The 21396-nt window shown below is 70.8% G+C and carries 19 protein-coding genes and 2 tRNA genes; 18 read left to right on the top strand and 3 right to left on the bottom strand.

The annotated features are described in order from the left end of the window. The first annotated feature begins 50 nt into the window (after positions 1 to 50). The 10 genes from ACGGZK_RS14065 (at position 51) to ACGGZK_RS14020 (ending at position 8628) form a co-directional block, all read left to right on the top strand. Positions 51 to 1142 (top strand): ABC transporter permease, encoded by a 1092-nt coding sequence (locus tag ACGGZK_RS14065; protein WP_395243259.1) that lies wholly within the window; start codon positions 51 to 53, stop codon positions 1140 to 1142. 1 nt (position 1143) lies between these two features. Next, positions 1144 to 2217: an ABC transporter permease gene (locus ACGGZK_RS14060; RefSeq protein WP_395243258.1), complete on the top strand. Its 1074-nt coding sequence runs from the start codon at positions 1144 to 1146 to the stop codon at positions 2215 to 2217. Beyond that, positions 2214 to 3899: an ABC transporter ATP-binding protein gene (locus ACGGZK_RS14055; RefSeq protein ID WP_395243257.1), complete on the top strand. Its 1686-nt coding sequence runs from the start codon at positions 2214 to 2216 to the stop codon at positions 3897 to 3899. Before ACGGZK_RS14060 ends, ACGGZK_RS14055 begins: the two co-directional genes overlap by 4 nt. Beyond that, the gene (locus ACGGZK_RS14050) at positions 3899 to 4759 is read left to right on the top strand and encodes an ABC transporter ATP-binding protein (protein ID WP_395243256.1); all 861 of its coding nucleotides are present in this window, start codon (positions 3899 to 3901) and stop codon (positions 4757 to 4759) included. The genes ACGGZK_RS14055 and ACGGZK_RS14050 overlap by 1 nt, the downstream gene beginning before the upstream one ends. Next, a complete protein-coding gene (locus tag ACGGZK_RS14045; RefSeq protein WP_395243255.1) occupies positions 4756 to 5769 on the top strand; it encodes an NAD(P)-dependent oxidoreductase in 1014 nt (337 codons plus the stop codon). Before ACGGZK_RS14050 ends, ACGGZK_RS14045 begins: the two co-directional genes overlap by 4 nt. A 95-nt stretch (positions 5770 to 5864) precedes the next feature. Further along, positions 5865 to 5937 (top strand) — tRNA-Asn (locus ACGGZK_RS14040). 115 nt (positions 5938 to 6052) lie between these two features. Then, complete coding sequence (locus ACGGZK_RS14035; RefSeq protein WP_395243254.1) at positions 6053 to 6664, top strand: class I SAM-dependent methyltransferase; 612 nt, start codon at positions 6053 to 6055, stop codon at positions 6662 to 6664. Positions 6665 to 6726: 62 nt separating this feature from the next. Continuing rightward, positions 6727 to 7518 carry an SPFH domain-containing protein gene (locus tag ACGGZK_RS14030; protein WP_395243253.1) on the top strand — a complete coding sequence of 264 codons (792 nt, stop codon included), beginning with the start codon at positions 6727 to 6729 and terminating at the stop codon, positions 7516 to 7518. Positions 7519 to 7606: 88 nt separating this feature from the next. Continuing rightward, positions 7607 to 8326 (top strand): AzlC family ABC transporter permease, encoded by a 720-nt coding sequence (locus tag ACGGZK_RS14025; RefSeq protein ID WP_395246090.1) that lies wholly within the window; start codon positions 7607 to 7609, stop codon positions 8324 to 8326. Next, a complete protein-coding gene (locus tag ACGGZK_RS14020) occupies positions 8323 to 8628 on the top strand; it encodes an AzlD domain-containing protein (RefSeq protein ID WP_395243252.1) in 306 nt (101 codons plus the stop codon). Before ACGGZK_RS14025 ends, ACGGZK_RS14020 begins: the two co-directional genes overlap by 4 nt. A gap of 54 nt (positions 8629 to 8682) precedes the next feature. On the opposite strand, the gene def is transcribed toward ACGGZK_RS14020, so the two are convergent. Further along, positions 8683 to 9249: a peptide deformylase gene (def, locus tag ACGGZK_RS14015; protein ID WP_395243251.1), complete on the bottom strand. Its 567-nt coding sequence runs from the start codon at positions 9247 to 9249 to the stop codon at positions 8683 to 8685. Between the two features lie 41 nt (positions 9250 to 9290). On the opposite strand from def, the gene ACGGZK_RS14010 reads away from it, so the two are divergent. From ACGGZK_RS14010 to ACGGZK_RS13995, 4 genes are all read left to right on the top strand, one after another. Further along, the gene (locus ACGGZK_RS14010) at positions 9291 to 10208 is read left to right on the top strand and encodes a DMT family transporter (protein WP_395243250.1); all 918 of its coding nucleotides are present in this window, start codon (positions 9291 to 9293) and stop codon (positions 10206 to 10208) included. Positions 10209 to 10376: 168 nt separating this feature from the next. Continuing rightward, the gene (locus ACGGZK_RS14005; protein ID WP_395243249.1) at positions 10377 to 11402 is read left to right on the top strand and encodes an alpha/beta hydrolase; all 1026 of its coding nucleotides are present in this window, start codon (positions 10377 to 10379) and stop codon (positions 11400 to 11402) included. A 190-nt stretch (positions 11403 to 11592) separates the two neighbouring features. Continuing rightward, positions 11593 to 12846, top strand: a complete 1254-nt coding sequence (locus ACGGZK_RS14000) for a glycosyltransferase (protein WP_395243248.1) — start codon at positions 11593 to 11595, stop codon at positions 12844 to 12846. Positions 12847 to 12854: 8 nt separating this feature from the next. Further along, positions 12855 to 12928, top strand: a tRNA-Ile gene (locus tag ACGGZK_RS13995). A 139-nt stretch (positions 12929 to 13067) separates the two neighbouring features. On the opposite strand, the gene ACGGZK_RS13990 is transcribed toward ACGGZK_RS13995, so the two are convergent. Together ACGGZK_RS13990 and ACGGZK_RS13985 are read right to left on the bottom strand one after the other, a co-directional pair. Beyond that, a complete protein-coding gene (locus tag ACGGZK_RS13990) occupies positions 13068 to 13805 on the bottom strand; it encodes a Wadjet anti-phage system protein JetD domain-containing protein (RefSeq protein ID WP_395246089.1) in 738 nt (245 codons plus the stop codon). A gap of 124 nt (positions 13806 to 13929) precedes the next feature. Continuing rightward, positions 13930 to 14889, bottom strand: a complete 960-nt coding sequence (locus tag ACGGZK_RS13985) for a LacI family DNA-binding transcriptional regulator (protein WP_395243247.1) — start codon at positions 14887 to 14889, stop codon at positions 13930 to 13932. Positions 14890 to 15319: 430 nt separating this feature from the next. Here ACGGZK_RS13985 and ACGGZK_RS13980 point away from each other — a divergent pair, with 430 nt between their 5' ends. The 4 genes from ACGGZK_RS13980 to ACGGZK_RS13965 all read left to right on the top strand — a co-directional run bounded on the left by ACGGZK_RS13980 (position 15320) and on the right by ACGGZK_RS13965 (position 21394). Then, positions 15320 to 17581 carry a glycoside hydrolase family 2 TIM barrel-domain containing protein gene (locus ACGGZK_RS13980; RefSeq protein ID WP_395243246.1) on the top strand — a complete coding sequence of 754 codons (2262 nt, stop codon included), beginning with the start codon at positions 15320 to 15322 and terminating at the stop codon, positions 17579 to 17581. Positions 17582 to 17686: 105 nt separating this feature from the next. Continuing rightward, the gene (locus ACGGZK_RS13975) at positions 17687 to 19084 is read left to right on the top strand and encodes an MFS transporter (RefSeq protein ID WP_395243245.1); all 1398 of its coding nucleotides are present in this window, start codon (positions 17687 to 17689) and stop codon (positions 19082 to 19084) included. 100 nt (positions 19085 to 19184) lie between these two features. Beyond that, entirely contained in the window at positions 19185 to 20420 is a 1236-nt protein-coding gene (locus tag ACGGZK_RS13970; RefSeq protein WP_395243244.1) for a glycoside hydrolase family 1 protein, read from the top strand. Further along, positions 20417 to 21394: a Gfo/Idh/MocA family protein gene (locus ACGGZK_RS13965; protein ID WP_395243243.1), complete on the top strand. Its 978-nt coding sequence runs from the start codon at positions 20417 to 20419 to the stop codon at positions 21392 to 21394. The genes ACGGZK_RS13970 and ACGGZK_RS13965 overlap by 4 nt, the downstream gene beginning before the upstream one ends. Positions 21395 to 21396 lie beyond the last annotated feature (2 nt).

Below are 21396 nucleotides of genomic sequence, written 5' to 3'. Positions count from 1 at the left end.
GGCGACCCGCTTGCGCGGGTCGCCCCCGTTCCCTGCAATGTGAGGATTCCATGTCCGCTGTCGACCTGACGCCGAGGCCCGGCACCCCGGTGCCCGGCGTCCCACGCGCGAAGAGCAAGGGCGGCGGATTCAGCCGCTACCTGCTCGTGCGCTTCCTGCTGATCTTCCCGACCATCTTCATCCTCGTGACGATGGTGTTCTTCCTGATGCGGCTCACCGGCGACCCCATCACCGCGGCCCAGGGCGGCCGCCTCTCCCCGGAGGAGCTCGACGCGCTGCGCGAGGCCGCCGGCTACAACCGCCCGATCCTCGTGCAGTTCCTCGAGTACCTCGGCCAGATCGTGGTGCTCGACTTCGGCACCACGCTGACCACCGGTCGCCCCGTCGTCGAGGTGCTCGCGACGTACGGACCGGCGACCTTCGAGCTCGTCTTCTACGCGCTGATCGTCGCGTTCGCGGTCGGCATCCCGCTCGGCCTCCGGGCCGCGGCGAACCGCGATCGTCCCGAGGACGCGATCTACCGGGTGCTCGCGATCTTCTGGTACGCGATCCCCGTGTTCTTCGCCGGCCTGCTGCTGAAGCTGGTCTTCTCGGTGTGGCTGAAGTGGCTGCCGATCGCGGGCCGCGCCGACGTCGACTCCGAGATCCAGATGCAGCTCCTGCCGTTCCGCACGGGCTTCTACACGATCGACGCGATCCGTACGGGCAACCCCGAGGTCGTCGTCGACGTGCTCTCGCACGCCGTGCTGCCGGCGATCGCGCTGGGCCTGCTCACCGCCGGCATCTTCCTGCGCCTCGTGCGCACCAACGTGATCGGCACGCTCTCGACCGACTACGTCGACGCGGCGCGCTCCCGCGGCGTCGCCGAGGGGCGGCTGCTCCGCAAGCACGCCTACCGGCCGGCGCTCATCCCGATCATCACGGTGATCGGCCTGCAGATCGCCCTGCTGCTGAGCGGCGCGGTGCTCACCGAGACGACGTTCGAGTGGCGCGGCCTCGGCTTCCAGATGGCGGAGTTCCTCGAGAACCGCGACTACGTCGCCGTGCAGGGCATCGTCGCCCTGCTCGCCGTGATCGTGGCCGTCACGAACTTCCTCGTCGACATCCTCGCGGCGTTCATCGACCCGAGGGTGAGGTACTGACATGAGCGCGACCACCGTCCCGGCCGTGCCGAAGCGGCGCCTCGTCGACCGGCTCCCCGTCGTCCACCAGCTCCGCCAGAGCGTCGGCCTCCAGCGCGGCATGCTCGTCGCCGGCCTCGTCATGGTGGGCGTCTGGATCCTCAGCGCGATCTTCGCGCCCCTCATCGCCCCGTACGGCTTCGCCCAGCGCACGGTCGACGGCGTGAAGTTCGGCACCCAGCAGCCGCCGTCGCCCGAGCACTGGCTCGGCACCACGGTCGGCGGCTACGACGTGCTGTCCCGCGTGATCTGGGGCACGCAGACGGCCCTGCTGGTCGTCGTCGTCGCCCTGGTGCTCTCGATCGTGATCGGCGTGCTGCTCGGCCTGTTCTCGGGCTACTTCGGCGGCTGGCTCGACCGGGTGCTCGTCGTGGTGTGCGACGCGATCTACGCGTTCCCGTCGCTGCTGCTCGCGATCCTGCTCGCGATCGTCGTGTCGGGCGGCCAGTCGAACCTGTTCAGCGGCATCGTCGCCGCGGCCGGGTCGATCACCGTCATCTACATCCCGCAGTACTTCCGGGTCATCCGCGCCGAGGTCGTCCGCATCAAGGCGGAGGCCTACGTGGAGTCCGCGAAGGTGCTCGGCGCCTCGAGCGGGCGCATCGTGTTCCGGCACGTGTTCCGGAACGCGACCCGCACGCTCCCGCTGATCATCACGCTGAACTCGTCGGAGGCGATCCTCACACTCGCCGCCCTCGGCTTCCTCGGCTTCGGCATCGAGCCGACGGCCGCGGCGGAGTGGGGCTACGACCTGTTCAAGGCGCAGTCGGATGTCACGGCCGGGATCTGGTGGACCGCGGTCTTCCCCGGTGCCGCGATCGTGTTCACGGTGCTCGGCATCACTCTCGTCGGCGAGAGCCTGAACGACCTGGCCGACCCGCGCCTGCGCGGTCGCCGTCGGGTCGCGCAGTCCGCGGGCCTCGTCGCCGAGACCTCGGTCGTGCCCGGCGGCACGCTCACGGCCGGTCCGGGAGGCCTCCGCGGCCTCGAGGACGGCGAATCCTTCGACGAGCACGGAATCGAGGTCAACCGGTGAGCATCGTCAACATCGACCGACTGGGCGTGTCGTTCGCGACCGACGCCGGCGCGGTGAAGGCCGTCGACGACGTGAGCATCCGCGTGGAGCGCGGTGAGGTGCTCGCGATCGTGGGGGAGTCGGGCAGCGGCAAGACCGTCACCGCCAAGACGATCCTCGGCCTCCTCCCCGAGACGGCGACCACGAGCGGTGCGGTGATCCTCGCCAACCGCGAGGGCACGCGCGAGCACGACGTGGTCTCCCTCGACGCGGCGGGGCTTCGCGCGGTGCGCGGCACGGATGTCGCGATGGTCTTCCAGGAGCCGTCGACCGCGCTGAACCCGGTGTACACCGTCGGCTGGCAGATCATGGAGGGCCTGCGCGCCCACGGCGACGTCTCGAAGGCCGAGGCGCGCGCCCGGGCGATCGAGGTGCTCGGCAAGGTCGGCATCCCCGACCCGGAGGAGCGTGTCGACTACTTCCCGCACCAGTTCTCCGGCGGGCAGAAGCAGCGCATCGTGATCGCGATGGCGCTCGTGCTGAACCCGGGCCTCATCGTCGCCGACGAGCCGACGACCGCGCTCGACGTGACCGTGCAGGCCGAGATCCTCGACCTGCTGCGTCGCTGCCGCGACGAGTTCGGTTCGGCGATCGTGCTCATCACGCACAACATGGGCGTGGTCGCCGACCTGGCCGACCGGGTCGCCGTGATGTACCAGGGCAAGGTGGTCGAGGAGGCCGACGTCGAGACGCTGTTCGCGTCGCCGAAGGACGACTACACGAAGGCGCTGCTCGCCGCGGTGCCGTACGTCGGGCACGGCACGGCGCGTGCCGAAGCGCGCGCCGCCGCGCGCCCCGAGGGCTGGGCGGCGCAGCCGCCGGTCGTCGCCGCACGCGGGCTCACGATCGAGTACCCGGGCCGCTTCGGGCGCCCGGCGTTCCAGGCCGTGCAGGGCGTCGACTTCGAGATCCGCCCGGGCGAGGTGCTCGGCCTGGTCGGCGAGTCGGGGTCGGGCAAGACGACGATCGGGCGCGCGATCGCCGGGCTCACCCCGGCGACCGGCGGCTCGCTGCAGGTGCTCGGCCACGAGATGGTCGGCATCCGCGAGCGGGCGTTCCGACCGGTGCGCAGCCGCATCGGCTTCGTGTTCCAGGACCCGGCGTCGAGCTTCAACCCGTTGCTCACGATCGCCGACTGCGTCGCCGAACCGCTCGTCATCCACGGGCGGGCGAAGCACGCGCGCGACGCGCGGGCCCGAGTCGACGAGCTGCTCGAGGCGGTGCAGCTGCCGCGTTCGTACGGCGACCGCTACCCGCACGAGCTGTCGGGCGGCCAGCGGCAGCGCGCGAGCCTCGCCCGGGCGCTCGCGCTCGAGCCCGAGCTGCTGATCGCCGACGAGCCAACCTCGGCGCTCGACGTGTCGGTGCAGGCGCGCGTGCTCGACCTGTTCGCCGAGCTCCAGAAGGAGTTCGGGTTCGCGGCGCTGTTCATCAGCCACGACCTGGCGGTCGTCGACCTGCTCGCCGACCGGATCGCGGTGCTGTACCGCGGCCGGCTCGTCGAGGAGGGCACGGGCGCCGAGGTGCTCGGTCGCCCCGCGGATCCGTACACCCAACGGCTCCTGGCCTCGCTGCCCGTGCCCGACCCGGTCGCGCAGGCCGATCGCCGCGAGCAGCTCCGTCGACTGCGGGAGGCGGAGTGATGGCGCGCGGTCCGGCCCACGGGCACCCGATCATCCTGAGCGACCTCTCGGTCGAGTACCCTGCACGCGGCGCGAGCCCGGCGCACGTCGCCATCCGCGGCATCGACCTGCGGATCCAGCCCGGCGAGGTGCTGGGCCTGCTCGGCAGCGCGGGCAGCGGCAAGTCGACCCTCGCGAAGGTGCTCTCGGGCGTCTTCCTCGACCCTCGCAACGACGACCCGCGGCCCGTGATCACCGGCGGCGAGGCGCGCGTGCTCGGCACCCGGCTGAACGGGTTGTCGCGACGGCGGTACGACGAGTTCGCCTTCCACGTCGGCTACCTGCCGCAGGACGCGGCGGCCCGCCTGCAGAGCGACCGCACGGTCGCCGAGCTGGTCGGCGAGCCCATCCTCGCGCGCGACCGTCGGTACAACAGCCGGGCGCTCGCGACCCGCGTGGCGACCCTCATCGACGCCGTCCGCCTGCCGCTCACGATGCTCGAGCGCTACCCCTACGAGCTGAGCGGCGGCCAGCGCCAGCGCGTCGCGCTCGCCCGGGCCCTCGTGCTCGGCCCATCGCTGCTCATCGCCGACGAGCCGACGGCCGGCATCGACCTCACGGTGCGCGACGCGGTCGCCCAGCTCATCGCCGAGCTCCGCGACGGGCACACCTTCTCGGCGGTGGTGATCAGCCACGACCTGCCGGTGCTGCGGCACGTCGCCGACCGCATCGCGGTGCTCGACCAGGGCCGGTTGGTCGCCCTCGGCACGATGGAGGAGGTCTTCGACGACCCGTTCCATCCGTACGTGCAGGCGCTCGGCGCGGCCCTCGACGGCGGTCACGCCGTCATCGACGAGCTCGAGCCCGGTCCGACGGCATGACCGACGCCGACGCGGCACGTCATCGCGCGATCGACGGCGCGACCGCGCCGCGGGCGGATGTCCCGCGCCCGGCGTCGGGGCCGATCGCCGTGCTGCCCGCGGCCGACCCGGCGGTCGTGGCCGCGGTGCGCCGCGGCGGCGGCGAGGTCGGCCCGCTCGACGACGCCACGCGCGGGGTCGTCTGGACCGCAGCGTCGGGCGACGGCGAGCTCGAGCGCGTCCTGGCCGCTCACCCGGGCGTCGGGTGGGTGCAGCTGCCGTGGGCCGGCGTCGACGCGTTCGCGGGCGTGCTCGCCGCCGCCTCGGCCGATCCGCAGCCCGGCCGACTGTGGACGAGCGCGAAGGGCGCCTACGCCCAACCCGTCGCCGAGCACGCCCTCGCCCTCGCCCTCGGGGCGCTGCGCGAGCTCCCGCGCCGGGCGCGAGCCGGGTCGTGGGAGGCCGACGAACGCGGACGGAGCCTGTTCGGGGCATCCGTCGTGATCGTCGGCGCCGGCGGGATCGCGGTGGAGCTGCTCCGCCTGCTCGAACCGTTCGGCGTGCTGGCCACCGTCGTGCGTCGCGACGCCTCGGTCGCCGTGCCCGGGGCGAGCCGGACGGTCGCCACCGCCGACCTGGAAGCCGTGCTGCCCGATGCCGAGGTGCTGGTCCTCGCGGCGGCGCTGACCGACGAGACCCGCGGCATGATCGGGGCAGCCGAACTGGCAGCATTGCCGCCGGGCGCGATCGTCATCAACGTGGCCCGCGGCGGCCTCCTCGACTCCGCGGCGGTCGACGCGGCCCTGCGGTCGGGACACCTCGGCGGCGCCGGCCTCGACGTCACCGATCCGGAGCCGCTGCCGGCGGATCATCCCCTCTGGTCGGCGCCGAACTGCCTGGTCACGCCCCATGTCGCCGACACCGAGGCGATGACGGCGCCGCTGTTCGCGGCGCGGGTCGAGGAGAACGTCCGGGCGTTCCTCGGCGGCGGTCCGTTCCGCGGCGTGGTCGACCCGGTGGCCGGATACTGAGGGTCCACCGAGGTGAGCCGGCCTCGAATTGGTGTCGCGGCGCGGCTTTGCTAGAGTGGCTCTGCTGCACCGCGCAGGAGCGCGAAGCGGCATGATCCTCCATAGCTCAATTGGCAGAGCAATCGGCTGTTAACCGATAGGTTCTTGGTTCGAGTCCAAGTGGGGGAGCGACCACGAAGGCCCCGCATTCCGAACGGATGCGGGGCCTTCGCCGTTCCCGGCCGACGCTGCCACGAGGCGGGAGGCGACCGCTCGCCCGGGCCTCGGCACCTAGGCTGAGCGCATGGTGAACGACGTGCGTGCGGCGTACTCCGCGCGTGCCGCCGAGTACGCCGAACTCTTCGATTCGATGTCCGCCGTGCATCGGGCCGATCTCGAGCTCGTCACCCGGTGGGCCGACGGCCTCGACGGCCCCGTGCTCGACGCCGGCTGCGGCCCCGGGCACTGGACGGACTTCCTCGCCGGGCGAGGACTGCAGGCGCGCGGGGTCGACCAGGTCCCCGAGTTCGTCGACCACGCGCGGGCACGGCACCCGGGCGTGCCGTTCCGACTCGGAAGCGTCGACGAGCTCGACGAGGCCACCGGCTCGGTCGGCGGGGTGCTCGCGTGGTACTCGCTCATCCACCACGAACCGGTGCACGTGCAGGTGCCGCTGCGGGAGTTCGCGCGGGTCCTGCGCCCAGGCGGGAGCCTGCTGCTGGGATGCTTCGAGTGGCCGGAGCTCGAGCCCTTCGACCACGCGGTCGTCACCGCGTACCGCTGGCCGATCGACCGGCTCCGACGCGAGGTGCAGGCGACGGGCTTCGACGTGATCGAGACGCACACGCGGGCCGAGGACGGGACCAGGCCGCAGGCCGCGATCGTCGCCCGGCGCACCGGGGGCGCCCACCCGTAGCCGCGGTGGGACAATGGAGGGGACGGCGCGCGGCACGTCACCGGCGCCGGGGAGCTGGGCTCATGGTCGCACTCATCGTCATCCTCGTCATCGCGGGCATCGTCGCGATCGTGCTGTTCTTCATGTCGGTGAAGATCGTGAAGCAGTACGAGCGGGGCGTGGTGCTGCGGTTCGGACGCCTGCACGGCGTGCGCGATCCGGGCATCCGCTTCATTATCCCGATCGTCGACGTGATGACGAAGGTGTCGTTGCGCATCGTGACCCTGCCGATCCAGTCGCAGGGCATCATCACGCGCGACAACGTGAGCGTCGGCGTCTCGGCGGTGGCGTACTACCGCGTGGTCGATGCCGTGAAGTCCGTGATCGCGATCGAGAACGTGCAGTCCGCGATCGACCAGATCGCGCAGACCACCCTGCGGAAGGTCATCGGGCAGCACCACCTCGACGAGGCCCTGTCCGACACGGCGATCCTGAATGCGAGCATCCGCGAGATCCTCGACGTCACGACGGCGGAGTGGGGCGTGCAGGTCACCCTCGTCGAGCTGAAGGACATCCTGCTGCCCGACTCCATGAAGCGCGCGATGGCGCGGCAGGCCGAGGCCGAGCGTGAGAAGCGGGCGAAGATCATCGCTGCGGAGGGCGAGGCGCTCGCGTCGGCGCAGCTCGGCGTCGCGTCCGACACGATGATGGCGCATCCGCTCGCGTTGCAGCTGCGCACCCTGCAGACGCTCGTCGAGGTCGGGGTCGACAAGAACACGCTCGTGGTGGTGCCGGCGCCGCTGCTGGGCTCGATCAGCGAGCTGACGTCGTTCATCGACCGCGAGGCGATGATGGCACGGGTGCGCGCGCACTGAGGGCGGGCAGCGCCGGCGAGGCCGGTATCGTTGCCATCTCCGGCCTCGACGCATCGGCCGGGCGGAGCGGAGGATCGTGGACGACGGCCTGGAGGCGGAGGCATCGACCGTGCCCGCCGCGCGTGGCCTGCGGTCGCCGGCGGTCCGCGACGGCCTGGCCGTCGGCCTCGCCACGGCGGTCTACGGCATCTCGTTCGGTGCCCTCGCGGTGGCGGCCGGCCTCGACGTCTGGCAGACCTGCTTCCTCAGCCTCGTGATGTTCACCGGCGGCTCGCAGTTCGCCCTCGTCGGCGTGCTCGCGTCCGGCGGCGTCGCCGCGGGCGGCTCGGCGATCGCGACGGCGGCGCTGCTCGGCGTGCGCAACGTGGTCTACGGCATGCGGATGAAGCCGGTCGTCGACCGCGGCGGACTCGGGCGACGCATCCTCGCCGCCTGGGTCACGATCGACGAGTCGACCGCCGTCGCCCTCGCGCAATCCGAGGAGAAGGCCGCGCGCGTCGGGTTCTGGGTGACGGGCGTGATCATCTTCGTCGGCTGGAACCTCACCACCCTCGTCGGCGCGCTGATCGGCGACGCGATGGGCGACACCCGTGCGTGGGGGCTCGACGCGGCCGCGGCCGCGGCGTTCCTCGGCCTGCTCTGGCCGCGCCTGAAGCGGTTCCAGGCGGGCGCCGTCGCCGTGGTCGCGGCGGTGGTGGCGACGCTCACCACGCCGGTGCTCATGCCCGGACTGCCGGTGCTCGTGGCCGGCGTGGTCGCGGTGATCGTCGGCTGGTTCGACCTGTTCGATCGGCGGCGCCGCGCATGACGACCTGGCACATCCTGCTCATCGCCTCGGCCGCGACCCTCGCGCTGAAGCTGGCCGGCTACTTCGTGCCCGCCGGATTCCTCGAGCGCGAGCGGCCGGCGCGCATCGCCGACTTGCTCACGGTGGCGCTGCTCGCCGCGCTCATCGCCGTGCAGACCCTCGCGGTCGGGCAGTCGATCGAGGTCGACGCGCGCGTGCCGGCGGTGATCGTCGCCGCCGCGCTGTTCGCGCTGCGGGTGCCGTTCGTCGTCGTCGTGTTCGCCGCGGCGGCGGTCGCCGCGGGCATCCGCGCGCTCACCTGAGCGCGCGGGCGTCACCGCAAGCCTCGAGCGGATGCCCCGCCGCGACGGAGTGGCTCAGGCCTCGATGTCGTCGACGCCGGGCGTCCACGACCGGCCGGGCTTGCCCCAGTCGAGCTTCTTCGTGATCTTGCCGACGATGCGCTGGTCGCGGTCGCCGAGGCGGTCCATGTAGAGCACGCCGTCGAGGTGGTCGTACTCGTGCTGGAAGATCCGGGCGAGCCATCCCTCGGCCTCGATCTCGTAGCGTTCGCCGTCGAGGTCGGTCGCGCGCAGCACGACGCGCTCGGCCCGGCGGAGCGGGAACCGCTCGCCCGGGAACGACAGGCAGCCCTCCGACTCGGTGTCGGGGTCGGGCGCTCCGGGCACGGCGGGGGAGAGCCAGAGCTCGGGGTTGATCGCCACCCCGCGCCACGCCACGTCGTCCTCATCGGTCCAGCCGAACGTGAACACCCGCAGCGGCACGCCCACCTGCGGACCCGCGAGGCCGACGCCCGGGGCGGCATCCATCGTCTCGAACATGTCGGCCACGAGGGCGCGCAACGTGTCGTCGATCTCCTCCACGGGGGAGGCGGGGGCGTGCAGGACGGGGTCGCCGGAGATGCGAATGGGGAGGACGGCCATTCGGCAAGGATATCGATGGTCGAGCCGGTAGGGTCGAGGGCGTGGATCCGGACCTCAGCGACCTCACCGAGCAGATCGCGCTCGACCCGCAGCAGTTCATCGGCATCCCGCTCGCCCTCATCGGCGCCGTCTTCCTCTCGCTCGGCGCGCAGTTCCAGCACCGCGGCGTGGTCAAGGTCGAGGCCCACACCACCGACACGCTCGGCAAGGGGCTCAACGGCAAGCAGCTGATGCTGCTGCTCGCGCGACCCTCGTGGGTGCTCGGCACGCTGATGCTCGGCCTCGCGATCGTCTTCCAGCTCTCGAGCCTCTACTTCGCGCCGCTCATCGTGGTGCAGCCGCTCGGGGCGATCGCGCTCGTGATCACCTCCATCGTGAACTCGAAGGTGAACCACGTCCGGCTGAACCGGAAGTCGATCATCGCGATCATCATGTGCGTCGGCGGCGTGTTCCTCTTCGTCGGCGTCGCCGCGTTCACCGCCGTCGACAAGCCGGTCACCGATCGCCAGCTCATCACGATCCTGATCATCCTGGCCGGCGTGCTCGTGGCCGCGGGCATCGCGTTCTGGCTGTTCCGGGCCAAGATCCGCGCCCTCTTCTACGTGATCCTCGCCGGCATCCTCTACGGCTTCGTCGCGACGCTCGCGAAGGTGGTCATCGGCCGCATCCAGCAGGGCGAGTTCGAGTGGCTCACCTTCACCTGCCTCATCGCGCTGCTGGCCGCCACCGCGCTCGGCGCCTACTTCGTGCAGAACGCGTACGCGTCGGGTCCGCCCGACCTCGTGATCGCCGGGCTCACCGTCGTCGACCCGATGGTCGCCGTGTTCATCGGCATCGTCGTGCTCGGCGAGGCGTCGCAGGCGCCGCCGTGGGCCATGGTCGTGTTCGCGATCTCGGGCGCGATCGCCGTCTGGGGTGTCTTCCAGCTGGCACGGAACCACCCGCAGACGCGGCTCTGAGGCATCCGCCCCGGGTCGTTCCGAGGGCGTCGCGCGCTGCGTTACGGTAGGCGGGAACGGGTCGACGAGGACCCGCGTCCCGAGAGGACCGCCGTGGCCACCCCGTCCGCGCCGACCAGCCCTTCCAGTTCCTCCAGCCGCTCCGGCTCCTCGCTCCGGGAGCGCGGCATGCGCGGTGCGATCCGCACGCTCGGGCGGCTGCCCGAACCGGTGCAGCGACTCATCGCCGGGCGTCCCGTCGAGATCGACGGCAACCGCCTTCACACCGAGGTGCAGATGGCGCTGCGCCTGCTGCACGCGCTCCCGGGTGCGAGCTTCGAGGACCTGCCGTTGCCGGCGGCGCGTGCGCAGATCGACGCCGAGGCCCGGATCTTCGGCGCCGCGACGCCGGTCGGCGCGGTCGAGGACCTGATCATCCCGACGCGCGCCGGCTCGGTCGCCGCGCGGGTCTACGTCGGCGACCCGTCGACCCCCGTCGACGGCGCGGTCGTCTACTTCCACGGCGGCGGATGGGTCGTCGGCAGCATCGAGTCGTGCGACTCGGTGTGCCGGTTCATCGCGGCGAACGCGAACCTCGCCGTCGTCTCGGTCGGGTACCGGCTCGCGCCGGAGCATCCGTTCCCCGCGGGCCTGCACGATGCGATCGATGCCTACCGCTGGGTGCGGGCGCAGCGGCGGTGGGGCGACGCGGTCGCGGTCGCGGGCGACAGCGCGGGCGGCAACCTGGCCGCCGCGCTCACCGCCGCCACCCTCGACGACGCCGCCGGGTCGCCCGACTTCCAGCTGCTCTTCTTCCCGGTCACCGACCTGTCGACCAAGCACCGCTCCTACGAACTGTTCGCGCGCGGGTACTTCCTCACCGAGAAGCAGATGGACTGGTACCGCGGGCACTACCTGGCGACCCCGTCGGACGCGTTCGACCCGCTCGTCTCGCCGCTGCTCGGCGACCCCGCCGGCCACCCGCCCGCGCACGTCGCCGTCTCCGGGTTCGACGTGCTGCGCGACGAGGGCATCGCGTACGCCGAGAAGCTGCGCGCCGCCGGCGTGCCGACGACGTTGCAGGTCGTCGACGGGCACATCCACGCCTTCGTCAACGCCACCGGCGTCGGACGCACCGCGATCGCGGCGCTGCGCGAGTCGGTCGCAGCGCTCGTCGACGGCATGGCGGATGCCTCGCGCCGGCGCACGCCCTGAGCCCGGGGCATCCGCTCGCCGCACCCCCGAACTGGTGGCGAAACCGCGTGCCGCAGCGCCCCGCCGCGTCGTTCGGGCCGTCCGCAGGACCATAGGCTAGGGTCGGATGAAGCCGCGCGCCCGACCCTGCCGCCGCAGCCCCGTCCGGGCCATCCGCCCGGCCCTGAATTTCTTGTGAGGATCACGCCACGTGTCTGACAGCCCCGGTGCGTCATCGCGAATCCATGACCAGCCCGCGACCGATCGGCCCCTGCGCATCCTGATCGGAGCCGACACGTTCGCGCCCGATGTGAACGGCGCCGCCCGCTTCGCGGAGCGCCTCGCCGCCGGCCTCGCCGAGCGCGGCCACGAGGTGCACGTCATGGCACCGGCCGCGAGCCGCAAGCACGGCACCTGGACCGAGATCCACGAGGGCCAGGCGATCACCGCCCACCGCCTGCTGAGCTGGCGCTGGTACCCGCACGACTGGCTGCGCTTCGCGCTGCCGTGGCGGATCAAGCAGAACTCCGCCCGCGTCATCGACCGCGTGAAGCCCGACGTGGTGCACTTCCAGTCGCACATCGTCGTCGGCCGCGGCCTCTCCCTCGAGGCAGAGAAGCGCGGCATCCGCATCGTCGGCACGAACCACTTCATGCCCGAGAACATGCTCGAGTTCACGCTGCTCCCGAAGGCGTGGCAGGAATGGGCGGTCGGTCTCGCCTGGAAGGCCGCCGGCCGCACCTTCGGTCGTGCCGAATCGGTCACCACGCCCACGCGGAAGGCCGCGCAGTTCCTCGAGAAGCACACCGGCCTGAGCGGCGTGCACGCCATCTCGTGCGGCATCGACGCGCACAAGTACTCGCCGAACTGGGAACCCCGCACCGAGAACCGGATCGTGTTCGTCGGCCGGGTCACCGGCGAGAAGCAGATCGACGTGCTGCTGCGCGCCGCGGCCCTGCTGCCCGCCGAGCTCGACGCCAAGGTCGAGATCGTCGGCGACGGCGACCAGAAGCGGAACCTGCAGCACCTCGCCGCGCAGCTCGGCATCGCCGACCGCGTGACCTTCACCGGCTACGTGACCGACGAGCAGCTCCGCGACGCCTACCACCGTGCGTCGGTGCTCGCGATGCCGTCGATCGCCGAGCTGCAGAGCATCGTGACCATGGAGGCCATGGCGTCGGCGCTGCCCGTGGTCGCTGCGAACGCGATGGCGCTGCCGCACCTCGTGCACGACGGCGAGAACGGCTACCTGTTCGAGCCGAGCAACCCCGAGGACCTCGCCGCGAAGCTCCGCACCGTGCTCGAGGCCTCGCCCGAGCAGTACCGCGCGCTCAAGGAGGGGTCGCTGCGCCTCATCGCCGCGCACGACATCCAGCGCACGCTCTCGACGTTCGAGTCGCTGTATCGTGGGAGGCCGGTGACCGACCCGGTCACCGACGGCGCGACGGCGGCTCTCCCCGAGTAGCCGCGCGCGGGGCGGTAGCTCAGCCGGTCAGAGCAGTGGACTCATAATCCATCGGTCACGGGTTCAAGTCCCGTCCGCCCTACTCGTCGAATATTGCGCCTGATCAGGTATTTCGCGTTCCTTTCCATGCCCGGCATATTCGCAGATTGCGCGTATTCATGCTGCCGTATATCGGTCTGATCAGGGGTTTTTCGTCGGACTTGAACCCAAGACCAGAAGATTCACGCATCAAGTGCCTGCGGTTCGGATTCGCCTCTTGATCTGCGGCTTTTCAGGAGCATTCCCACTGGATCGGGTGCGTTCACGTTTATCCAACGTTCATTCAGCGGGGTGTGACGAGTGGTGAGGCGCTCGGCTGGTGGCCGAACTCCTTGTGAACGAAGCCAGGTTTGCGATAGCAGCCAGCCGACGATGGCCAGCTCGTGGAGCGCTTCTGTGATGGGGATGCGTTCCTGTTCGATCCGGCGGAAGGCTGCGCTACCAGTGGTTGACACCGCTGCATAGGCGTCGTTCTCCGCAGCGGTGAGATTCTGTAGGCGCGTGCTGGACGGTTTGAAGGCGGCGCCGTGCCTATCGCGGTTGACGCCGAGATTTGCGAATCGCGTGAGCGCAGTGGAGTCCATGAGGATCGACTCGAATCGGATTCCCGAGGTTGCGAAGGCTGCCCAAAGGTGATCGAGGATGGCGTAGCCGTCAGCGTCCATGTCACCCCAGTAGTAGACCCTGGCGGCCGCTCGGGTCCATGCGACGTCTGCGAGCAGCGACGATGCCGCCTTTCCGCCGCCTTCGACGACGATCGTGCCTGGGGCGTCCGGGAACCAGAGTCGGCAGTCACGGTTCTCGACGATGAGCACGGTCTGCGGGGCGTAGGCGAGTTGATGGGTGTCGCCGGAGGCTGGGCTACAGACAACTCCGCGACGGTCGGCTCGATGTTCAAGACATGGACTGACTCGCGCCAGTGTCGCGGCGGCGTTTCGGCTGCCCGTGGTGTGCCCCCGCCACTCATGTGAACGCTGGGAATGAAATCAGCTGCGTAGTGGCGTATTTGTGGACCGAACTGGCCCTGCGATGGGCATCTATGCCCTAGATCGAACCGCCAGGCACGACCCGTAGACCGGCATGGCGCTGTGGTCGATTGCCCGCATCCGCGTGTCCGGTGATGGCGAGAATGCTGAAGATCGCTGCCTCGACGGCGGCCTGCAGATCGAAGTCGAGTGTCGTGAGCGGAGGCAATGTCAGGCGGCCGAGTGTGGTGTGGTCCATGCCGATGAGGGCGAGGTCCTCGGGTACGCGCCATCCGCGGCGGGTTGCCGCAGAGAGCAGTGCGGTGGCGACATCGTCGTTGTAGCAAGCGACCGCGATCCCGACACCGCTCAGCGTGTCGAGCGCGCGGTCGGCATCGTCGGGTGTGACATCGAGCCCCACGGACTCTGGCTCGAGGAGGCCTGCCTCGAGGCAGGCGGTGCGCACCCCGCTCTCGCGGTCGGCGCCGAACGGGTCCTGGCGGGCGTCGGCCAGATGCGCGAAGGCGAGTCTGCGGTACCCATGCTTGATGAGCGTTCTGCCTTGCAGCAGCCCGATTGCGTGGTTGTACTCGGTTTCGCCCGTCGAGGTCGGGTCGAGCCCGTGCACGCCGCGATCTCCGATGAGGGCACGTTCCTCGTCGGAGAAGGGTGTCAGCGAGAACACCGCGGCCGGCTTCATGCTCGTGATCACGCGCGCGAGGGACGCCGCCGACGGCGTCGAGAGTCGCAGGACCAAGGTGAGGCCGTGTGCGGCGAGTTCGTCGGTCATGCGGCCGAAGAAGTCTTGCAGGGTGGCGCCGAACGTGGTGTGGGGGATCAGCGCGATGACGAAGTCGCTCGACCCGCGCGCGAGCGTGCGGCCCGCCGACGACGGCTCGTAGCCGAGTTCGAGCGCGGCCTGGGTCACGCGATCGCGCGTGGCCTCGGCGAACCGCTGACCGCGGCCGTTCAGGATCTGGCTCACCGTCGCGCGTGAGACGCCGGCGTGCTTGGCCACATCTTCGCTGGTGGTGATCATGCACGAGAGCCTATCGCGATTGACGCGCGTAACCCAGAATGCCGGCGAAGCGCCATCCCGGGTTTCGAGACGGTGTTGACGCGCGTTACCTGATGTGCTTTACTCCAGACGTAACGCGCGATACCTGATCCTCCCGATCCGGCCGCCGCACCGCCCGCCGATGAAGTTGGAGCCCCTCGATGACGAGTACCGAGACCGTGACCGCGCCGGATCGCGTCGACCCCTCGCGGGTGGCGTTCAACACGGGCTGGAGTTTCCGCACCAAGGTGACCGCCTTCCAGGAGCTCGGCGGCGCGGGCGCGACCGGCTGGACCGAGGTGTTGCTGCCGCACGACGCGCTGATCGGCACCGAGCGCTCCGCCGAGGCCCCCCGCGGCGACACCACGGCGTATTTCGCCGGGGCTCGTTCGAGTACCGCAAGACGTTCACGGTGCCCGCCGAGGCTCGCGGCTCCCGCATGCTGCTCGAGTTCGACGGCGTCTACCGCGACGCGATGGTGTACGTGAACGGCGCCCTCGCGGGGCAGCACGCGTTCGGCACCTCGCGTTTCGCCGTGCGCATCGACCCCTATCTGGCCTTCGGCGCCGAGAACGAGGTGCGGGTCGAGTGCCGAACCCACCTCGACAGCCGCTGGTACGCGGGTGCCGGCATCCACCGCGACGTGCACCTGATCACCAAGGCGCCGCTGCACATCGCCCATGACGGCGTTCGCGTGACAACCCCGGATGTCGATGCCGACCGCGCGATCGTCGAGGTCGCCGTGACGGTCGAGAACGACGGCCCCGTCACCGCGACGGTGCGCCTGAGCGCGGCCGTCGTCGAGGAGGACATCGCCGAGGTCGCCTCGGGCAGCACGCCCGTCACCCTGCTTCCGGGCGAGCGCGCGGTCGCCCGACTCCGCCTCCCCGTTCCGAGCCCGGCGCTCTGGAGCGTCGAGGACCCGTCGCTCTACGCGTTGCGCCTGCAGCTCAGCGAGATCGGCGGACCGGATGTCGCGGACGGCCCCATCGACGAGGAACGCGTGAGCTTCGGCATCCGCACCCTGCAGCTCGACCCGCAGAAGGGCCTGCGCATCAACGGGCGAGAGGTGAAGCTGCGCGGCGCGTGCATCCACTCCGACAACGGGCCGCTCGGCGCCGTCTCGATCGCCCGCGCCGAGGAGCGCCGGGTGCAGGCGCTGAAGGACGCCGGGTTCAACGCGATCCGCAGCGCCCACAACCCGGCCAGCAGCGCCCTGCTCGCGGCCTGCGACCGGCTCGGCATGCTCGTCATGGACGAGAGCTTCGACATGTGGACGTCGGGAAAGAGCGACTTCGACACGGCGTCGGACTTCGCGCAGTGGTGGGAGCGCGACCTCGAGGCGCTCGTCGCCAAGGACTTCAACCACCCCAGCGTCATCATGTACTCGATCGGCAATGAGATCCCCGAGACGGGCAACCGCTTCGGCGCCGCGATCGGGCGCAGGCTGGCCGAGAAGATCCGCTCGCTCGACGACACCCGGTACATCACCAACGGCATCAACGGGTTCGTCTCGATGCTCGACACGATCATCCCGATGATGCAGGCGAACCGAGCCGCGGCCGCGGACGCCGGACCCGCGGGCGTGAACGGCATGATGGCCGGGTTCGGGCAGATGATGAGCCGCATCCAGGCCTCGCCGCAGGCGACCGAACGTGTTGAGGAGTCCTTCGCGGTGCTCGACATCGCAGGCATGAACTACGGCGACGCGCGCTACGAGCTCGACCGCGAGCTGTTCCCGAACCGCATCATCGTGGGCGCCGAGACCTGGCCGACCGACATCGACAAGAACTGGGCGCTCGTCACGGCGAACAGCCACGTGCTCGGCGACTTCACCTGGACCGGCTGGGACTACCTCGGCGAGACGGGCATCGGGGTCGTGAAGTACGACGACGACGGTGCCCGTGGGCAGGCGTCGTTCGCGACCGGGTTCCCGGGGCTGACGGCCTGGTGCGGCGACCTCGACATCACGGGCTTCCGCCGGCCCGCGTCGTACTACCGGGAGATCGTCTTCGGCCTGCGCACCGAGCCCTACATCGCCGTGCAGCGACCCGAGCACCACGGCAAGGACATCGCCGTCGCCACGCCCTGGGCTTGGACCGACTCGATCGGCAGTTGGTCGTGGGCCGGCTTCGAGGGCCGACCGATCCACGTCGAGGTCTACGCCGACGCCGACGAGGTCGAGCTCCTGCTCGACGGCGCGTCCCTCGGCCGCGCGACGGTGGGGGAGTCGCGGACGTTCCGCGCCGACTTCGAGACGGTCTACCGGCCGGGCGAGCTCGTCGCGGTCGCCTCCCGCAACGGCGTCGAGACCGGCCGCACCTCGCTCGCCGCGGCATCCGAGACCCTCGACCTGCGCGTGGTCGCCGACCGCACGAGCCTGCGCGCCGACGGCACCGACCTCGCCTACCTCGCGATCGAACTGACCGACGAGCACGGCACCGTGCACGCCACGCACGACCGCACCGTGACCGTGACCGTGGTCGGCCCGGCCGTGCTCGCGCTCGGCAGCGGCGCACCGATCACGGAGGAGGGCTTCACCGCTCCGCAGCACCGCACCTTCGACGGGCGCGCGATGGCGATCATCCGCCCGACGGGTGCCGGCGAGATCACCGTCACCGTGGCGGCGGACGGGTGCGCACCGGCATCCGTCGCCCTGAGCGTGAACGACTAGCGCGACCGACCGCGGTCGTCTCCAGACCAGCACGACCAGACCAGCACGACCAGACCAGCACGACCCACCACCCCCCCTGCACCACCCCGACAAAGGAGTCCCACCATGAACAACGACCTCGACACCGGCACTCCCCAGCCGGGCGCCGACCCGCTGGGCGCCGCCCTTGCCGACGCCGAAGGCGGCCCCCTCGGCAAGATGGTCGACCCGGGCGAGCCCGTCTTCACCGACGTGACCCCCACCGGCTCGATGATCGTGCGCGAGCCCGTGAGCGCCGGATACATCTGGCTGATGATCCTCGCCACCTTCGGCGGATTCGCGGCACTCGTCGCCCCGATCGGGCTCTCGCTCGCCCTGCGCGTGCAGCAGCTCGCACCCGACAACGTCGAGTACCTGGGCTACGTCGTCGGTGCCGGCGCCGCGGTGGCCGCGATCTCGGCACCGCTCACCGGCATGTGGAGCGACCGGACCCGCACGCGCTTCGGCCGTCGCCGGCCGTTCTCGCTGGTCGGCGCGCTCGTCGGGCTCGCTGGCCTCGCGTTCATCGCTTGGGCGCCGTCCATCCCGCTCGTCATCGTCGGATGGATGATCGCGCAGCTCGGCTGGGGCACCGCCCTCAACTCGCTGATCCTCTCGCAGGCCGACCGCCTGCCCGAAGAGCAGCGCGGCAAGGTCGCGGGCCTCAGCGGTGTTGTGCAGATGATCGCGTCGGTCGCCGGCGTCGGCGTCGCCAGCGCGTTCATCGGCAGCGACTACCTCGTGTTCCTCGTGCCCGGCGCAGTCGGCCTGTTCTTCTTCGTGCTGTGGACCCTGCTCGTGAAGGAGCCGAGCAGCGTCGACCTGCCCGCCCCCGCGAAGCTCAGCATCGGCAAGGTGCTCGCGAACATGGTCTTCAACCCGCGCAAGCACCCCGACTTCGCGTGGAACTGGCTCGGTCGCCTGTTCTTCAACTTCGGCGTCACGTTCGCGACCACGTTCACGACCGTCTTCTTCGCCGCCCGGCTCTCGGACAGCGGCAAGGTGGCCGACGTCGGGTCGCTCATCGTGATCCTCTCGCTCGCAGGCGTCGTCGCGACCGCGGGTGGCGCCATGCTCGGCGGATTCCTGTCCGACAAGCTTCGCCGCCGACGCATCTTCGTGCTGCTCGCCGGTCTCGCGTTCACCGCGGGGGCGATCATCATGGCCGTCGGCGGCACCAACGCCGGCCTGCTCATCGGCGGCTCGGTCATCACGAGCATCGGCCTCGGCGTCTTCTCGGCGGTCGACCAGGCGATCGTGCTCGACGTGCTGCCCGAGCGCGACACCGACGCCGGCCGGTTCGTGGGCATCAACGTCTACTCCACGTCGATCGCTCAGGCGCTCGCGCCGATCGTCGCGGTGCCGCTGCTGCTCATCGGGGCCGAGGGCGCCGACCGGAACTACGCGCTGTTGTTCATCGTCGCCTCGGCGTGCACGCTCATCGGCGGCAACATCATCATGATCTTCGTGCGCACCGCGAAGTAGGCGAGCGGATGCCGCGGGGCGGCCGTCCCCGACGAGACGGCCGCCCGCAGCATCCGAACTCCGTATCGATCCTCCGCTCCGCACGAAAGGCACGAATCGCATGACCGGCTTCCCGACCCCGTTCCTCTGGGGCGCTGCGACGGCACCGCACCAGATCGAGGGCAACAACCTCAACAGCGACTGGTGGGCGCGCGAGGGCCTGATGCCCGGGATGGAGCCGAGCGGCGACGCCGTCGACGGCTATCACCGATACGCGGAGGACATCGGCCTGCTCGCGGACGCCGGCCTGACCGCCTACCGGTTCGGCGTCGAGTGGGCGAGGATCGAGCCGCGCGAGGGGCAGTTCTCGAACGCGGAGCTCGCGCACTACCGCCGCATGATCGACGCGTGCCTCGACGCCGGCGTCACGCCGGTCGTCACGCTCAACCACTTCAGCGTGCCGCGCTGGTTCGCCGAGGCGGGCGGATGGTCGGCGCCCGAGTCGGCGGAGCGGTTCGCCGCCTACGTGGCCCGGGTGACCGACATCCTCGACGGGGTCGAGTGGATCGTCACGATCAACGAGCCGAACATGATGGCGATGATGGTCATGCTCCAAGAAGCGGCGCGCGCCGGCCAGATGTCGGAGTGGCAGAGCCCGACCGTCGGTTCCGACGGCGCCGAGCCGTCGCGCGACGCGATCGCGCAGGGCCTGCCCGTGCCGAAGCCCGAGTACGCCGCGCCGTTCATCGCCGCCCACCACGCGGCGCGCGCCGTCCTGCGCGAGCGCACGACGGCCAAGGTCGGCTGGTCGATCGCGAACGGCGCCTTCTGGGCGGAGCCCGAGCATGCGGCGAAGCTCGCCCAGGTGCGCCGCGACTACGAGGATGTCTACCTGGAGGCATCCGCGGGCGACGACTTCGTCGGCGTGCAGTCGTACTCGACCCAGGAGGTCGACGGGAACGGGCTCGTCCCGCACCCGCCGCACCCAGACAACACGCTCGTCGGCACGGCCTACCGCCCCGATGCACTCGGCATCGCCGTGCGCTACGCGGCGGAGGTCACCGGCCTGCCGGTGCTCGTCACCGAGAACGGCATCGCGACCGCCGACGACGAGCGCCGGATCGCCTACACGACCGCCGCCCTCGAGGGCCTCGCCGACGCGATCGCCGACGGCGTCGACGTGCGCGGCTACCTGCACTGGTCGCTGCTCGACAACTACGAGTGGGGTCACTGGGGTCCGACCTTCGGGCTGATCGCGGCCGACCGCACGACCTTCGTCCGCACGCCGAAGCCCAGCCTCGCGTGGCTCGGCGGCGTCGCCCGCAGTAACGGGGCCGACCTGCCGGAGCGATCGTGACCGTGCAGCGTTGGGCTGCGATCGGCGCCGGCACGATCTCGCGGAGCGTGGTGCCCGACCTGCAGTCCTGCGGGGGCGCCGACGTCGTCGTCGTGCAGAGCCGGAATGCGGCGAAGGCGGCGGCGTTCGCCGAGGAGTTCGGCATCCCAGCCTCCACGGGCGAGTTCGACGCGGTGCTCGCCGCCCCTGAGATCGACGCGATCTACCTCGCGACCCCGTTCGCGACGCACCACGCGATGACCCGCGCTGCGCTGCTCGCGGGCAAGCACGTGCTCGTCGAGAAGCCCATGACAATGAACGCCGCCGAGGCGGCCGACCTGTTCGCGATCGCCGCGAAGCAGGGCCTCTTCCTCATGGAGGCCATGTGGATGAAGTTCAGCCCCGTCTTCGTCCGCCTGCAGGAGGAGCTGGCGAACGGCACGATCGGCGAGCCCCGCAACCTGCGGGCGACCTTCGGCATCCCGTTCCCGAACGAGGGCGACAGCAGCAAGTGGGATGTCGCGCGCAGCGGCGGTGCCCTGCTCGACCAGGGCATCTACCCGATCACGCTCGCCCACTCGGTATTCGGTGAGCCGGTCTCGGTGCACGCTTCCGGAACCGTACGCGACGACGGGCTCGACATCGCCGAGCACTTCACGCTCGAGTACGCCGACGGGCGGTACGCGCAGTGCGCGAGCTCGATGTCGGAGTTCGCCGAGCTCACGGCATCCGTCGGCGGGCCGAAGGGCTGGCTCACGTTGACGCCGCCGTTCTGGGCGACGACGGACCTCGAGGTGCACGCGGGCGGCATGCGCCAGATCTTCCGGACGCCCGACCTCGTCGAGTTCCCGCGCGAGGGCAGCGGCTACGTGCCGATGCTGCGCGCGGTGATCTCCGCGATCGCCGACGGGGTGACCGAGCACCCCGTGCACACCGCCGCCGACACGCTCGCCGTGTTCCGCACGATCGACGAGATCTTCGCCCAGATCCGCTGACG

Origin of the sequence: Agromyces sp. MMS24-K17 (assembly GCF_043950245.1) — a bacterium.
Classification (GTDB): domain Bacteria; phylum Actinomycetota; class Actinomycetes; order Actinomycetales; family Microbacteriaceae; genus Agromyces.
Note: the sequence above shows the minus strand (reverse complement) of the source record. Positions and strands in the feature narration are given on the sequence as shown.

What these genes read in the sequence shown, in the direction of transcription:
- ACGGZK_RS14065 (WP_395243259.1), top strand. Translation starts at nt 51, where the DNA reads ATGTCCGCTGTCGACCTGACGCCGAGGCCCGGCACCCCGGTGCCCGGC.
- ACGGZK_RS14060 (WP_395243258.1), top strand. Translation starts at nt 1,144, where the DNA reads ATGAGCGCGACCACCGTCCCGGCCGTGCCGAAGCGGCGCCTCGTCGAC.
- ACGGZK_RS14050 (WP_395243256.1), top strand. Translation starts at nt 3,899, where the DNA reads ATGGCGCGCGGTCCGGCCCACGGGCACCCGATCATCCTGAGCGACCTC.
- ACGGZK_RS14045 (WP_395243255.1), top strand. Translation starts at nt 4,756, where the DNA reads ATGACCGACGCCGACGCGGCACGTCATCGCGCGATCGACGGCGCGACC.
- ACGGZK_RS14035 (WP_395243254.1), top strand. Translation starts at nt 6,053, where the DNA reads ATGGTGAACGACGTGCGTGCGGCGTACTCCGCGCGTGCCGCCGAGTAC.
- ACGGZK_RS14030 (WP_395243253.1), top strand. Translation starts at nt 6,727, where the DNA reads ATGGTCGCACTCATCGTCATCCTCGTCATCGCGGGCATCGTCGCGATC.
- ACGGZK_RS14020 (WP_395243252.1), top strand. Translation starts at nt 8,323, where the DNA reads ATGACGACCTGGCACATCCTGCTCATCGCCTCGGCCGCGACCCTCGCG.
- def (WP_395243251.1), bottom strand. Translation starts at nt 9,249, where the DNA reads ATGGCCGTCCTCCCCATTCGCATCTCCGGCGACCCCGTCCTGCACGCC.
- ACGGZK_RS14005 (WP_395243249.1), top strand. Translation starts at nt 10,377, where the DNA reads ATGCGCGGTGCGATCCGCACGCTCGGGCGGCTGCCCGAACCGGTGCAG.
- ACGGZK_RS13985 (WP_395243247.1), bottom strand. Translation starts at nt 14,889, where the DNA reads ATGATCACCACCAGCGAAGATGTGGCCAAGCACGCCGGCGTCTCACGC.
- ACGGZK_RS13975 (WP_395243245.1), top strand. Translation starts at nt 17,687, where the DNA reads ATGAACAACGACCTCGACACCGGCACTCCCCAGCCGGGCGCCGACCCG.
- ACGGZK_RS13970 (WP_395243244.1), top strand. Translation starts at nt 19,185, where the DNA reads ATGACCGGCTTCCCGACCCCGTTCCTCTGGGGCGCTGCGACGGCACCG.